Annotated in this window: 16 protein-coding genes and 1 tRNA gene; all 17 read left to right on the top strand. The window is 51.9% G+C overall.

Annotated features, from left to right (window positions below; all coding sequences use genetic code 11):
• Window positions 1-192: 192 nt before the first annotated feature.
• The gene (locus tag C7E10_RS01880) at window positions 193-1,188 is read left to right on the top strand and encodes a 2-hydroxyacid dehydrogenase (RefSeq protein ID WP_105325689.1); all 996 of its coding nucleotides are present in this window, start codon (window positions 193-195) and stop codon (window positions 1,186-1,188) included.
• A gap of 249 nt (window positions 1,189-1,437) precedes the next feature.
• Window positions 1,438-2,928 carry a polyphosphate:AMP phosphotransferase gene (gene pap / locus C7E10_RS01875; RefSeq protein ID WP_105325688.1) on the top strand — a complete coding sequence of 497 codons (1,491 nt, stop codon included), beginning with the start codon at window positions 1,438-1,440 and terminating at the stop codon, window positions 2,926-2,928.
• Between the two features lie 148 nt (window positions 2,929-3,076).
• Window positions 3,077-3,880, top strand: coding sequence for a peptidoglycan editing factor PgeF (pgeF, locus tag C7E10_RS01870; protein WP_105325687.1), 804 nt, complete (start codon window positions 3,077-3,079; stop codon window positions 3,878-3,880).
• A gap of 17 nt (window positions 3,881-3,897) precedes the next feature.
• Window positions 3,898-4,602: a YggS family pyridoxal phosphate-dependent enzyme gene (locus C7E10_RS01865; protein WP_105325686.1), complete on the top strand. Its 705-nt coding sequence runs from the start codon at window positions 3,898-3,900 to the stop codon at window positions 4,600-4,602.
• A 33-nt stretch (window positions 4,603-4,635) separates the two neighbouring features.
• Window positions 4,636-5,139 carry a cell division protein SepF gene (locus tag C7E10_RS01860; protein WP_105325758.1) on the top strand — a complete coding sequence of 168 codons (504 nt, stop codon included), beginning with the start codon at window positions 4,636-4,638 and terminating at the stop codon, window positions 5,137-5,139.
• Window positions 5,127-5,948, top strand: coding sequence for a pyrroline-5-carboxylate reductase (proC, locus tag C7E10_RS01855; RefSeq protein WP_105325685.1), 822 nt, complete (start codon window positions 5,127-5,129; stop codon window positions 5,946-5,948). Before C7E10_RS01860 ends, proC begins: the two co-directional genes overlap by 13 nt.
• Window position 5,949: 1 nt before the next feature.
• Window positions 5,950-6,735: a YlmH family RNA-binding protein gene (locus tag C7E10_RS01850; protein WP_105325684.1), complete on the top strand. Its 786-nt coding sequence runs from the start codon at window positions 5,950-5,952 to the stop codon at window positions 6,733-6,735.
• A 25-nt stretch (window positions 6,736-6,760) separates the two neighbouring features.
• Window positions 6,761-7,423: a histidine phosphatase family protein gene (locus C7E10_RS01845; RefSeq protein ID WP_105325683.1), complete on the top strand. Its 663-nt coding sequence runs from the start codon at window positions 6,761-6,763 to the stop codon at window positions 7,421-7,423.
• Window positions 7,424-7,469: 46 nt separating this feature from the next.
• A tRNA-Asn gene (locus tag C7E10_RS01840) sits at window positions 7,470-7,544 on the top strand.
• 119 nt (window positions 7,545-7,663) lie between these two features.
• Entirely contained in the window at window positions 7,664-8,497 is an 834-nt protein-coding gene (locus tag C7E10_RS01835) for a nitroreductase family protein (protein WP_231086251.1), read from the top strand.
• A gap of 78 nt (window positions 8,498-8,575) precedes the next feature.
• A complete protein-coding gene (locus tag C7E10_RS01830; RefSeq protein ID WP_105325681.1) occupies window positions 8,576-9,061 on the top strand; it encodes an Asp23/Gls24 family envelope stress response protein in 486 nt (161 codons plus the stop codon).
• 341 nt (window positions 9,062-9,402) lie between these two features.
• Window positions 9,403-9,813, top strand: a complete 411-nt coding sequence (locus tag C7E10_RS01825) for a hypothetical protein (protein ID WP_105325680.1) — start codon at window positions 9,403-9,405, stop codon at window positions 9,811-9,813.
• Window positions 9,814-9,997: 184 nt separating this feature from the next.
• Window positions 9,998-10,939, top strand: coding sequence for a 50S ribosomal protein L11 methyltransferase (prmA, locus tag C7E10_RS01820; RefSeq protein ID WP_105325679.1), 942 nt, complete (start codon window positions 9,998-10,000; stop codon window positions 10,937-10,939).
• Window positions 10,940-10,943: 4 nt separating this feature from the next.
• Window positions 10,944-11,678, top strand: coding sequence for a 16S rRNA (uracil(1498)-N(3))-methyltransferase (locus C7E10_RS01815; protein ID WP_105325678.1), 735 nt, complete (start codon window positions 10,944-10,946; stop codon window positions 11,676-11,678).
• Between the two features lie 5 nt (window positions 11,679-11,683).
• On the top strand, window positions 11,684-12,997 hold the full coding sequence (mtaB, locus tag C7E10_RS01810) for a tRNA (N(6)-L-threonylcarbamoyladenosine(37)-C(2))-methylthiotransferase MtaB (RefSeq protein WP_105325677.1): 1,314 nt from the start codon (window positions 11,684-11,686) through the stop codon (window positions 12,995-12,997).
• Window positions 12,998-13,031: 34 nt separating this feature from the next.
• Window positions 13,032-13,367, top strand: a complete 336-nt coding sequence (locus tag C7E10_RS01805; protein ID WP_105325676.1) for a histidine triad nucleotide-binding protein — start codon at window positions 13,032-13,034, stop codon at window positions 13,365-13,367.
• A gap of 92 nt (window positions 13,368-13,459) precedes the next feature.
• Window positions 13,460-13,636 carry a 30S ribosomal protein S21 gene (gene rpsU / locus C7E10_RS01800; protein WP_105325675.1) on the top strand — a complete coding sequence of 59 codons (177 nt, stop codon included), beginning with the start codon at window positions 13,460-13,462 and terminating at the stop codon, window positions 13,634-13,636.
• Window positions 13,637-13,661: the final 25 nt, after the last annotated feature.

Genomic DNA, 13,661 nt, shown 5'->3' with positions numbered 1-13,661 from the left:
TGACCTGTTTATGGTACAGACCCTTTTTGGCTAATAAAGTATACATAATCAAAAGTAATTATTTAACTTTTCTATAAATGTATACAAAATACGGAAATTATATTGAAAATAAATTTTTCCATGATAAAATGATACTGAGGGGCGGACTGGTAAAACAGTCCAGCAATAAGTGCATCTACAGGAGGTAATGGTATGAAAGTTTTATGTTATGGAGTTAGAGACGTAGAATTACCGATTTTTGAGGCTTGCAACAAAGATTTCAATTATGAAATCACTTGTATTCCTGAATATCTGAATACGAAAGAATCTGCTGAAAAAGCTAAGGGCTACGAAGCTGTTATCCTGCGCGGCAACTGCTTTGCCAACAAACAGAACCTGGACATCTACAAAGAACTGGGTGTTAAATATCTTCTGACCAGAACTGTTGGTACCGATCATATCGATATTCCCTATGCTAAAGAACTGGGCTTCAAGATGGCCTTTGTTCCTGGCTATTCCCCCAACGCCATTGCTGAATTGGCCGTTACCCATGCTATGATGCTGCTGAGACATCTGGCATACACTACCAGCCAATCCGCCAAAAAGAACTTCGTTGTTGACAGCGAAATGTTCTCCAAGGAAATCCGCAACTGCACCGTTGGTATCGTAGGCCTGGGCCGTATCGGCCGTGTCTGCGCTCAGATTTTCCACGGCATGGGTGCTACCGTAATCGGCGAAGATGTCTTCCAAATCAAAGGCATCGATGACTATGCTACCCAGGTTTCCATGGACGAACTGTTGGCTAAATCCGATATCATTTCCCTGCATGCTCCTTACATCAAGGAAAACGGCAAGGTTGTTACCAAAGAATTCATCAGCAAGATGAAAGACGGCGCTATCCTGGTTAACGCAGCCCGCGGCCAGCTGGTAGATACCGATGCTGTCATCGAAGCCATTGAAAGCGGTAAACTGGGCGGCTTTGCTGCTGATACCCTGGATGGCGAAGCTGAACTGTTCGGCAAGAACTTTGGCGACAAAGAAATCCCCAATGCGCAATTTGCCAAACTGGTAAGCCTGTACCCGAAAGTCCTGATCTCCCCGCATCTGGGTTCCTACACTGATGAAGCCGTGAAGAACATGGTGGAAACCAGCTATCAGAACCTGAAAGATTACGTGGAAACTGGCGATTGCAAGAACAAAATCAAATAATTTTGCCTCGCTTAAAGGAGCTGCGAAAAATGAGCAATCATTTTTCACGGCTCCTTTTTTATGGAACCCAGAAAAATTCCTGCTCACTTTCCATAGAAAACCGTACAATTTCGGAGTAAATAGGAAGAAACATGGAAGTATTTGTAATAAAGTTTGGTCCTGAAAAACCAAAAGCATGGTATAATATAAAGATACATGGCATAGGAATTACACGCACCGCCTGATTCCCTGCCGGAGGGAGGAATGCTCATGCTGGACAAGATTGATTTGGACACTAAGATTTCTAAAAAAGAGTATACGGATAAAATGGAGGAAGAAACCAATCGGCTGGGGTTTTTGCAGCGGTCTCTGCGGGATGCAGGGGTACCTGTGATTATTCTGTTCGAAGGCTTTCGGGGGACCTTCCGCAGCGAGCTGATCAGCAAGGTGATTTCTGCATTGGACCCTCGTGGTTTTCGGGTATTTTCTGCTTCTAAGACCACGGACGCCCAAAAGGAAAGTCCTTTCTTTACCCAATTCTGGAATGAACTGCCGGCCAAGGGGCATATTGCCATTCATCACAGGGCCTGGTATTTTCTGTGCAATGAGCATTTGGTAGGGGACCCGGACGAAGCGGCTTCCTGGTACAATGTTTCCTACGAGGAAATCAATACCTTTGAAAAAGAACTTACCGATGGCGGTTATACCATCATCAAGATATTTACCCATATCTCCAAAAAGCAGCAGAAGGAAAACCTGGAAAAGGGACCTTCCGATAGCAGCTTGTGGGAAAAGCTGACGCCTTCCGGCATTGAGGGCATCGACTACAATGCCTACCGGGAGGTATACGAGAAGATGCTGGCGGCTACGGATACCAGCGTGGCTCCTTGGCACATTATTCCCATGGAAGACAAAAAGACCGGGACGGAAGCTGTATTCCAGGTGCTGATTGCTTGTATGGAAAAGGCCCTGCGGCAGAGCCAGCTGAAGGTGCAGCGGGATATTGCCCCGGTGAAGGATCCTTCGGTGCCGGATATTTTGGCTACTTTTGATCCCAACCAGCCCATGGATTCGGACGAATATGACAAGAAACTGAAGAAATGCCACAAGCGTCTGGGTGAATTGCAGGTGGAGCTGGCCAAACGGAAAATCAGCACCATTATTGCCTTTGAAGGGCAGGATGCCGGCGGCAAGGGCGGCGCCATCAAGCGCTTGTCGGAATCCTTTGATCCCCTGGGCTACCAGGTGAATCCTGTAAGCGCTCCCAACGAGTGGGAGAACCAGTTCCACTATCTGTGGCGGTTCTGGACCAAGATTCCCCGCCCAGGCGAGATTGCCATCTTTGACCGTACCTGGTATGGTCGGGTGCTGGTGGAGAGAATTGAGCATTTTGCCACCAATCCAGAATGGCGCCGGGCCTATGGGGAAATCCAGGACATGGAAGCCCAATGGGTGAAGCAGGGCATTATTGTGCAGAAATTTTGGATGCACATTGACCAGGATGAGCAGTTAAAGCGGTTCCAGGACCGGGAGAATGATCCCAACAAGACCTGGAAGATTACCCCGGACGATTGGCGGAACCGGTCCAAATGGGATGCCTACGTGGATGCGGTAAACGAAATGATCTACCGGACGGATACCCCTGAGGCACCCTGGACGGTGGTGGAAGCCAACAACAAACTGTACGCCCGGATCAAGGTGTTGGAAACGGTGATTGCCCGGATGGAAGCGGCTCTGGCCAAGGCGGGACAAAAGGCGTAAATTTCTTTGGAACCCCGTGGTTTTGGACGGGATTTTCTGGCTTTTCGTTTTACAAACGCCAAAAAAAACAGTACAATGGAAGTTACTGAAAGCAAGTTTTCGGTAACTTCCATTTTTATATAACTCCAAGGGGAAACGAGGTGGGAGCGTGGCTCCATTTGCAATACGAGAAAAAGACGGCTTGCGCTTTGGCTATTTCCCAGCCTGGGAAAAACTGGGCGTTGGCCATGCTTTTACCTGCCGTACAGGCGGGGAAAGCGATAATTTGGAAGGCATTTTGAATATGGGCCTGCACTCAGGGGATAACCCGGAGAAGGTGGTCCGCAACCGGCAGAAAGTGGCCAAGGCACTGGGCTTTGACCTGAACCGGACGGTCACCTGCAACCAGGTGCACAGCACCCACATTGTGCGTGTGACAGAGGCGGATGCAGGCAAAGGGGCGTTTACCTATGAAGATACCCTGCCCCAAACGGACGGTCTCATTACGGACTGCCGGAACCTGCCTCTTTTATTGGTATTTGCCGACTGTGTCCCTATTCTACTGGTGGATACCTGCAGCAATGCCATCGGCCTAGTTCATGCCGGGTGGCGGGGCAGCGTGGCAGGTATTGCTAAGAAAGCAGTAGAACAGCTGGCAGAAGCCTTTGGCTGCCAGCCCCATAATCTAGCTGTGGGCATCGGGCCTTCCATCGGTCCCTGCTGCTACGAAGTGGACGAGGCCGTACGGTCCCAGGCAGAAGCCTATGCCTCCTGTTTTACACCGGGTCGGGAAGGACACTACCAGCTGGATCTGTGGAAAATGAATACCCTGCAGCTGCTGGAGGCCGGCGTGCCTCAGGAGATGATTTTCCGGTCCGATTATTGTACCTGCTGCCATCAGGGAGACTTTTTCTCCTACCGTGGCGAGCATGGCAAGACCGGGAGACTGGCGGGCATTTTGTTTAGAAAATAGGAAGGGAGAGAGAGCCTATGTTACAGGAAAATTTGGCGAAGGTACAGGCCAAGGTTCAGGAGGCTCTTGCCAATCGCAAGGAAAAGAAAGCAACGGGGGATAAGGTGACCATTTTGGCGGTGACCAAAAATCATCCTCCGGAGATTGTAACGGAAGCACTGGCGGCAGGGCTGACGGATGTGGGGGAAAACCGGGTCCAGGAAGCCATGCACAAGCAGGAGGTACTGCCTCCTGGTGGTGTTTGGCATTTGATCGGCCACCTGCAGACCAACAAGGCCAAGCATGCGGTGGAGCATTTTGCCATCATTGAATCGGTGGACAGCGAAAAGATTATGCAGCATCTGGATAAGGAAGCGGCCGCCCTGGGCAAGGTTCAGGATGTGCTGCTCCAGATCAACGAAGCTGGGGAAGAACAAAAGAGCGGCTTTGCACCGGAGGAATTCCGGGCCGTTATTCCCAAGCTGGGGAACTATCCCCACCTCCGGGTCCGGGGCGTTATGGTGATTGCCCAGGCAACGGACCAGGTGGAAGAAACCCGTCCTGTCTTTGCGGCAGGCTATCAGGATTTCCTGTACCTGAAAAACCAGCTGCAATCCCCTGCCTGTGACACCTTGTCCATGGGCATGACCCACGACTACTGGGTAGCAATCGAAGAAGGAGCCAATGAAATCCGGGTAGGTTCCGCACTGTTTGGCGCCCGGGATTACTCACTAAAATTTTAAGATGGAGCGGTGGACTGCATGAATTTCGACTTTATGAGAAAAATTACGGAATCCCTTGGCTTTTATAAGGAAGAAGACAAACCGGAAATGGACGGCGGGGAAGAACTGCGGGATGAGGACAGCAAGGTGGTTCCCATTTTTGGCAGACACAGCCAGCCGGAAACCAGTTATGAAGAAAGCAGACGGGAGGTACCCCCTGTGGAAAATCGCAATAACGATGCGGACAAGGTCATGTCCATGCCTGTAAACCGCAATCCGGTCAGTGTGGTGGTAATTGAACCCATTGACTTCAATGATTCCCAAAAAATGGCGGACTATCTGTGCAAAAACCAGCCGGTGGTCATCAATTTCGAAGATACGGATCCCGACGTGCGCAAGCGCATTGTGGACTTTGTCAGCGGCACCATTTATGCCTTGGACGGCACCGTCAAGAAAATTGGCCGGAATATCCTGGTCTGCGCGCCTCCTAATATTGACATCGATACGGAAAATACCAATTACGTAGAGGAAGAAGGGAATTCTCCTTGGGAACAATAAATACTATCGCCAAAATTGCCTTTATTGGCTGCGGCGCCATGGGTGAGGCTATTTTAAAGGGGCTGCTCCAGGGCGGTTTGGTAAAGAAGGGACAAGTGGCGGCTGGCGTACCTACGGCAGCCCGTCAGGAATATCTGCAAAACACCTACGGTATTACGGCTGTAGGGGATAATGCAGCAGCTGTCCAGGGGGCGGATTTGGTGATCCTGGCCGTAAAGCCCCAAATGGCAAAAGCGGCTGTAACGGACGACCTGCGCAAGGCAATGGCCCCGGAGGCCCTGGTGGTGTCCATTATGGGCAGCTATGATATTGCCATGCTCCACGACCTGGTGCCCGGCCACCGGGTAATCCGCTGTATGCCCAATACGCCCCTTGCGGTGGGCATGGGTATGACTGCCATTACCGGCGATGACAAGGCTTCGGCAGAGGACTTGGAGCTGACGGAAGCTATTTTTGCCTCCTGCGGCCAGGTGGTCCGGGTGGACGAAAAAGCCATGGAGGCCATTACGGCCATCAGCGGCTGCGGCCCCGGCTATTTCTTTGTGGTCATGGATGCCCTGGCAGATGCCGGGGTGATGGCAGGGCTGCCCCGGGCTTTGTCCATTCAGCTGGCAGCTGCCACCATGGCAGGCAGCGGGGTGATGGCCCTGAAAACCGGCGTGCATCCGGCCCAGCTCCGGGATCAGGTAACGTCCCCTGGCGGCACTACCATTGCCGGCATCAAGGCACTGGAAAATCATGGAGTGAGAGGAGCGTTCTACGATGCAGTGCAGGCCGTCCTTGACCGCAGCGCTGCACTCAAAAAATAAGATGGCAGATCGAGAGAAAATTTTACGCTACTTTAAGGCCGGCGGAGACGCCGAATTGGCCAGCCAGCTGCTGGATTTGGCTGAGGGGGCCCGGAAAAGCCGCCGTTATAAGGTAACCGGCTTTTTGGATCCCCATGAACAGAATGTGGCAGAAATTATTGCTGCCAACTTTCCCAATATCCGGGTGGAATTAAACGGCGGGTTCCAGAATGCGGAACGCCTGCGGGCTGCTTTTGTCAGTGAAGAGTTCTACGGCCAGCCGGATTTCGCCATTACTCCCCTGCAAATCACCTGGGACAAGCGGTATTACGATATCGGTCACCGGGACGTGCTGGGCGCCTTTATGGGCCTGGGGTGCAAGCGGGAAATCATGGGTGACATTGTATTTAACGAAGAAGGCGGGCAGATAGTGGTGGATACGGCCATGAGCAATTTCGTGGTGACCAATCTGACCAAAATCGGTGCCGCCACTGTAGAAGTCCGGGAAATTGCTTTTGCGGACTTGCAGGAAAAGGAACAAAAAATCAAATTGATTTCGTCTACGGTAGCCGCTTTGCGGCTGGACGCCGTGGCTGCTGCGGGCTATGGGGTTTCCCGTTCCCGGATGGCAGATGAAATCAAGGGTCAGAATGTGCGGCTGAATTGGCAGGACGCCAAAAGTCCGTCCCAGACCGTCAAAGAAGGGGATATTATTTCCTTCCGGTCCCGGGGCAGGGTGGAACTGTCCGAAGTACGGGGCACCACCAAGAAGGGCCGTTTTGCCATTACCCTGAAACGGTATATCTAACCGTCAGCAGCGAGGGAGGAACACCATGATTATCCTGATTCGGCATGGGGAAGCAGATCATCATGTGCAGGCATTGACCGGGGGCTGGACCGACTCGGCCCTGACTGAAAAAGGCTGCGGCCAGTTCAAGAAACTGGCGGACTGCCTGGCCCGGGACTTTGCCGGCCATACGCCCCCCAGGATTGTGACCAGCGACCTGAAGCGGGCCCGAATGGGCGGCGAAATGATTGCAGAAAGACTGGGTGCTTCAGGGGTGGAGTCCTATGCCTTCCTTCGGGAGAAGAACAATGGCCGGGCAGCTGGCCTTTCTCTCAAGGAATCCAAGGCCTTTTACCACCCGCCGGTAACCGGCCGGGAGCTGGACCATATCAATTACGAGGGTGGAGAAACCCGCCGGCAGTTTTACCAGCGCACGGTGGAAGGCTTCAAGAAGCTTATGGAGGAGCCTGGGGACCTGATTATTGTATCCCATAAGGGAACCATCCAGAACATGATTTTTTATTGGCTGGGCCTGGATATCCAGGAGGTGGCCGATAAACAGATTTCCTTTGATATTCGTCCGGCATCCTTAACGGTGTTGGGCATCAATAAATGGGGGGAAAGAACGCTCTTTGCCTTGAATGATACCGGCTATCTTCATGACCAGGGTATGTTCCAACTTTTTTCTTATCCTTTTTTAAAAAAGTAGTTGACAGGATAGGCACTTTCGTGTAGAATAATCTTCGTTGAGAGATTCCCCGATAGCTCAATGGTAGAGCACTCGACTGTTAATCGAGTTGTTGTAAGTTCGAGTCTTACTCGGGGAGCCATTTAAAAATATGCCGGACGGATGTCCGGCTTTTTTTGGATTTATAAGCAAATTGAAATCATTTTTAAAACAATTCGCAGTATAGTTAAATGAGTACTGCGCTGACAGTAAGAATTTGAGGTGTTATATTTGGTTGGTATAATAACGGTCGATCAAGACAAGTGCATTAATTGCGGGATATGTTCCAACGTTTGCCCCAGCTGCATTTTGGAAATGAACCAAAGCGAAGGCAAAAAAGGCCCGGTTTGCATCAATGATATGTCCTGTATGTCCTGCGGCCATTGTGTTTCTGTTTGCCCTACGGGCGCCCTGGACAACTCCCGCTGCCCCTACGAGGAAACGGATCCGGTTCCTACGTCAGTACTAGATAAAAAATCCGCCTATGATTTTATGCGTATGCGCAGAAGCATCCGGAATTTTAAGGATGAACTGGTCAGCGAAGAAAAGATTACCGAGCTGCTGGATATTGCCCGGTACGCTCCTACTGCTGCCAATTCCCAAGGTTTGTACTACATTGTGGTATCTGACCGGGAATTGATCCAAAAGATTACCGACTGCGTGGCTGATTGGATGCAGGAAGAAATCGACAGAAAAGCTCCCCAGCGCCGGTACTATCTGAAGGTGCTGGAAGTATACCGGGAGCGGAAAATCGACATTATTGGCCGCAATGCCAAGCAGCTGATTTTCGCCCTGGCCCGGAGACTGAACATGACCGGCATCAGCAACTGCGAACAGGCATGGGCCTACGCTGAATTGTATGCACCCACCCTGGGTCTGGGTACCACCATTATGGGCTTCATTCAGACCTGTGCCCAGGCTGATTACCAGCCGCTGCGGGAACTGTTGAACGTTCCGGCCAAACAGGTGGTGGTGGGCACCCTTTTGGTAGGGTATCCCAAGTATAAATACAATCGTTTGCCCAATCGGCAGCATTTGAAAGTGGAATTCCGTTAAGCGCTGCGGCGCTGTAAGAAGGGAGGAGGACGCAAACCATTGTCCTTCTCCCTTTCTGTATTGTAAGGAGGGATTGGTATGATTCAAGGCAAAACCATCATCAGTGAAGAAGTCTTTACGGAACTTGTGCGGATTGCTGTAGGTAAGGTGGAGCACGTATCTTTGACCTTAAATGAAGGCGGCTCTTTCTTTTCCCTGGCCAAACGGATGACGGACAAGATTACGTCCCAGATTGCCGTAAAGAAAACGGATGCGTCCGTGGAAGAAAGCGGCACGGTGAAAAAAGGCCATGTGAGCTTTGAGGTGAAGGTCAGCGTGGAATACGGGGCCAATATCCCTGAAGTGGTGGAAGCCCTGCGGGAAGCAGTAGTGCGGGAAACGGTTGCCATTACCGACTACGCCGTAGATGCCGTGGATGTAGTGGTGGTGAGGCTAGTTCAGCCCCAACCCGAACCGGAAGCTGTAGAAGCAGAGGAAGTGCCGGCAGAAGGGGAAGAAGCGGCGGCTGAAACTGTGGAAGAAACTGCGGAAGAACAGCCGGCTGCGGAAACTGCAGAAGAATAAGTGCGGGAAAAGGATGCGCCAAGGCGCATCCTTTTTGGCGTCCTGGGGGTATGCGGTCCGCTGCTTTAAAAGGGAAGCCCAAAAGTTTGCAATTGGCAAAGCGGGGGACAAAGGCAGGTACGGATCCCTATTTTGTGTATAAATTGATACGAAATGGGAATGTTTTCTTGCAAAAAGCCTGTGGTTAGTAAAGAATTGACTGTGAAAAGAAAAACATTGCAAAATGTTAAATCTCTGCTATACTAGAAGACGTTAGAAGCTGGGAAAATGGATTTGTTTATGCATAAAAGGTATAGCGCTGCTGCTTTTCTCCAGGAAGTGCGGCAGTGGAGGAGAACAGCATGAAGGCTTTAAAGAACCGGAAAGACATTCATAAATTCGCCAAAAAATATCTGATCCTGTACAAGGACCCCATGACCCCCATTGATGTGGTGGAGGAAAGCGTCTTTGGAGAGGAATGCACTGCCCTGGGCTTCAAAGCGGACCAGGGAAAGGGCTTTAGCAAGGCGTATTCCAAAGGAGCTTACCAGGATTGGGAAACCCTGGAACAGGTGATTTTTCAGATAGAAGATCCCCTTCTCCTGGGCAGCGGCATCTACTCCCGCTGGCTTCAGGTGACGGAGCATTCTCTCAGCGAATACGTCCTGGATGACAAGAACCTGCCCTGGTTCCTGTTGGCCCTCAAGCGGTTAAAGCAGCTGACCAAAAAGGAAGAGAAACTGGCACAGGCTATGCAGGAAAAATCAGCGTAAAATCAGGCCCTCGGGCTGCGGAGCAATCTGCGGTGCGGGGGCTTTCGTGTCCCTTAGGGGCGGGGTCCGTGACGGACGGGGAAAAATAAGGTATAATATAATAATTGCGCATAAATAGACAGCAGCTCCAGAAAGGTCTGGAAAGCTGCTGAGAAGTTTGTTTGGAAGACAAAGGAGAATGCAAATGGAAACTTGGCTGCAAGTCAGCTTGAAAGTCACTCACGAAGCGGTGGAAGCGGTAGCCGAACTGCTGCGGGAAGTGGGCGCCAGAAATGGCGTGGAAATTGAAGACCCCCTGCTGCTCAATGAGCTGCGGGAACACGCCACCTGGGAACTGTGCGATATTCCTGCCCAGGAAAATACGGAAGTGGTGACGGTAACGGCCTACTATCCGGAAAACCAGGAGCTTCAGCAGCGCCTGGAGGCCATTGAAAACGGTATGCAGGAAATTGAAGCTCGGCTGGGCAAGTGCCGGTTTGGGGCCACCTTGTTCCGGCAGATTAGCGAAAAGGACTGGGCCAATCAGTGGAAGCAATTCTTCCACACCAAACGGGTAGGGAAGAGAACGGTGATTAAACCCACCTGGGAAACCTATGAACCCCAGGAAGGGGATTTGGTCATCTCCCTGGATCCGGGGATGGCCTTCGGTACCGGCACCCACGCCACCACCAGTATGTGCATCCAGCGGCTGGAAGAGCTGGTGAACCCGGATTGCACGGTATTTGACGTAGGTACCGGCAGCGGGATTTTGGCCATGACGGCCGCCCTTTTGGGTGCCAAAACTGTGGAAGCGGTGGACATCGACGCCAAGGCTGTAGAAGTGGCCAAGGAAAATATTGCCCTAAACGGCCTTTCCGACAGAATTGACGTAAAGCAGGGGAACCTGCTGGACGATACCAATGGTCAGGCGGATATTATCATCGCCAACATTATTGCGGACATCATCATTCTGGTGCTGCCGGAGGTAGCTGCCAAACTGGCTCCTGGCGGTAAGTTCCTGGCCAGTGGCGTCATTGAAGAACGGTTCCCGGATGTGGAAGCAGCTGCTAAGGAGCAGGGCTTCCAGATTCTTCAGGTCAGCCGGAAAGCTGGCTGGACCGCCATTACCATGGGCAGGGAGGCATAAGGCTGTGTATCGTTTTTTTGTACCCCGGAATTTTGCACCGGAAATGGTTATTGACGGGCAGGATGCCCACCACATTTCCCACGTGCTGCGGATGAAGGCTGGGGATCAGGTGCAGATTGTCAGCCTGGACCAGGTAACGGCCCTGATGGAAATTACCGGCTTTACGGAGCATCAGGTGGCGCTGTCCCTGGTAGAAAAAATTGAACGCTGCCACGAACCCTCGGTGCAGGTAACCCTGATCCAGGGCCTGCCCAAGCAGGACAAGCTGGAATGGGTTATCCAAAAGGCCATTGAGCTGGGGGTGACGGCCATCCAGCCGGCTGTGATGGACCATTCGGTGGTAAAGCTGGACCCTGTTAAGGTCGAAAAGAAGCTGGAACGGTGGCAGAAAATTGCCGAGGCAGCGGCCAAACAAAGCAAGCGGGATATCATTCCCCAGGTGCTGCCGGTGAGAGCTTTTAAAGAAGTACTCCAGGGCTGTACGGCAGAACTGAAAATCATTGCTTACGAAGTAGAGGACGGGCAGGGCATTCGCCAGGCTCTTCAGGTACAGCAGGAGGCCAAGACGGCGGCCCTGATTATTGGCCCCGAGGGGGGCATCAGCAAGGACGAGTTCGCCCTGAGCCAGAAGCTGGGCTGGGCGTCCGTCAGCCTGGGGCCCCGGATTATGCGCACGGAGACCGCCGCCCTGGCGGCCCTTACGGCCATCATGTACGAAACAGGAAATTTGGGAGGATAAGATAGATGAAAAAAATAGCTTTTTATACCTTGGGCTGCAAGGTAAACCAATCGGATACTGCATCCATGGAGAAATTGTTCCGGGAAGCCGGCTTTACGATTGTGGATTTTGAGCAGCCTGCGGACATCTATCTGATCAATACCTGCGTGGTGACCAATATGGGTCAGAGCAAGTCCCGGAAGATGATCCGCCGGGCAGCCAAACGGGACCCCAAGCCGCTTATCGTGGTAACGGGCTGCTATCCCCAGACTTCCCCTGACGAGGTAGCCCATATTGACGGAGTGGACCTGCTCATTGGCAACCAGGACCGGAGCAAGGTGGTGGAGCTGGTGCAGCAGCGGCTGCAGGAGGATGAAGCGGAGCAAGCTGTACCCTTAAACGCTGTTCACGAGCTGCCCATTGGCCGGAGCTTTGAGGCTATGGAAGCGGCCGTGGACGAAAGCCGGGACCGGGCGTTCCTGAAAATCCAGGAAGGCTGCGACCAATACTGCTCCTATTGCATCATTCCCTACGCCAGAGGTCATCTCCGTTCCCGTTCCCTGGAAAGCATCCGTGAAGAAACCCAGCGGCTGGTGGATCAGGGCTTTAAGGAAATCGTGTTGCTGGGCATCCATCTGGGCTGCTACGGCAAGGAAGACGGCCAGGGCTACCGGCTGTCCGATGCGGTAAAGGCCGCCCTTTCCGTACCGGAGGTGCGCCGGGTACGCCTGGGCTCTTTGGAATCCGTGGAGGTGGAAGACGCATTGCTTCAGGTGATGCAGGAAGATTCCCGGCTGTGTGCCCATCTCCATCTGCCCTTGCAGGCGGGCTGTGACGCTACGTTAAAACGGATGCATCGTCCCTATACCACCGCAGACTTTGCAGGTCTCCTGGAGCGGATTCGCAGCCTGGTGCCGGGGGTAGCCATTACCACCGACGTCATTGTAGGCTTCCCGGGAGAAACGGAAGAAGATTTCCAGGCCTCCTTGGACTTTATCCGCAGCTGCCAGTTCAGCAAGATCCACATTTTTCCCTATTCCCAAAGAAAGGGAACGCCGGCAGCGGTGATGCCCGGCCAGCTCTCCAACAAGGAGAAACAGGAACGGGTGCACCGGCTGGAAGTGATTGACGCCGAAGGTCACGAAGCCTTCCGGAAAACCCTGCTGGGGGCGGAATCCTCTGTCCTGTGGGAGCAGGTGAACAAGGAAGGGTACTGGGAAGGCTTGACCCCTGGCTATATTCGGGTGTATACCCACAGTGACCAGGATCTGGAAGGAAAAATAACCCCAGTTCGGCTGGATTCTCTATTTGAAGACGGCATGAACGGTGTTATAATATAAAAGTACCAAATTTTAGTCGGCAGGGGGTGAAATTATGTCAGATTGTATTTTTTGCAAGATTGTTGCAGGTGAAATTCCCAGCGAGCGGGTCTATGAAGATGACAAGGTCATCGTAATCAATGACTTGAACCCGGGTGCGCCCGTTCATGTCCTGATTATCCCCAAGGAACATTCGGAAAACATTTTGACGGCATCCCCCGAGGTGCTGACTCATGTTCAAAAGATTCTTCCTGAGATTACCAAGAAATTGGGTATTTTGGAAAAAGGGTTCCGTGTTGTGGTGAACACTGGCGCAGAAGGCGGACAAACGGTTCCCCATCTGCATTTCCATGTCTTGGGAGGAAAGGAATTAGGCTGGCCTCCCTGCTAATGTTGTTGACAGAGACGCCTGGTTTAATGTATAATGGCTAGGTGTTAATGTTAAAACACTTCCCGAAAGAGATCGTGGAGGGAGGGATATAGATGACTGAGATTAAAGTTGGCAAAACTGAATCTTTGGACAGCGCACTGCGTCGTTTCAAACGTGCTACGCAGAAAGCTGGCGTTCTGTCCGAAGTAAGAAAGCGCGAACACTACGAAAAGCCCAGCGTAAGACGCAAGAAAAAGTCTGAAGCTGCCAGAAAACGCAAATCCAGATAATCATTTTATGATTTGGGGGCTTTAA

The organism is Acidaminococcus hominis, from assembly GCF_900291475.1.
GTDB lineage: Bacteria > Bacillota > Negativicutes > Acidaminococcales > Acidaminococcaceae > Acidaminococcus > Acidaminococcus hominis.
The sequence above is the reverse complement of the archived record's forward strand: the minus strand, read 5'-3'. Positions and strand labels throughout refer to the sequence as shown.

Excerpts from the sequence above, each read along its gene's own strand:
- C7E10_RS01845 (WP_105325683.1), top strand. The coding sequence starts at position 6,761 with ATGATTATCCTGATTCGGCATGGGGAAGCAGATCATCATGTGCAGGCA.
- C7E10_RS01805 (WP_105325676.1), top strand. The coding sequence starts at position 13,032 with ATGTCAGATTGTATTTTTTGCAAGATTGTTGCAGGTGAAATTCCCAGC.
- C7E10_RS01865 (WP_105325686.1), top strand. The coding sequence starts at position 3,898 with ATGTTACAGGAAAATTTGGCGAAGGTACAGGCCAAGGTTCAGGAGGCT.
- C7E10_RS01830 (WP_105325681.1), top strand. The coding sequence starts at position 8,576 with ATGATTCAAGGCAAAACCATCATCAGTGAAGAAGTCTTTACGGAACTT.
- C7E10_RS01850 (WP_105325684.1), top strand. The coding sequence starts at position 5,950 with ATGGCAGATCGAGAGAAAATTTTACGCTACTTTAAGGCCGGCGGAGAC.
- pap (WP_105325688.1), top strand. The coding sequence starts at position 1,438 with ATGCTGGACAAGATTGATTTGGACACTAAGATTTCTAAAAAAGAGTAT.
- rpsU (WP_105325675.1), top strand. The coding sequence starts at position 13,460 with ATGACTGAGATTAAAGTTGGCAAAACTGAATCTTTGGACAGCGCACTG.
- C7E10_RS01825 (WP_105325680.1), top strand. The coding sequence starts at position 9,403 with ATGAAGGCTTTAAAGAACCGGAAAGACATTCATAAATTCGCCAAAAAA.
- C7E10_RS01860 (WP_105325758.1), top strand. The coding sequence starts at position 4,636 with ATGAGAAAAATTACGGAATCCCTTGGCTTTTATAAGGAAGAAGACAAA.
- prmA (WP_105325679.1), top strand. The coding sequence starts at position 9,998 with ATGGAAACTTGGCTGCAAGTCAGCTTGAAAGTCACTCACGAAGCGGTG.
- C7E10_RS01880 (WP_105325689.1), top strand. The coding sequence starts at position 193 with ATGAAAGTTTTATGTTATGGAGTTAGAGACGTAGAATTACCGATTTTT.
- mtaB (WP_105325677.1), top strand. The coding sequence starts at position 11,684 with ATGAAAAAAATAGCTTTTTATACCTTGGGCTGCAAGGTAAACCAATCG.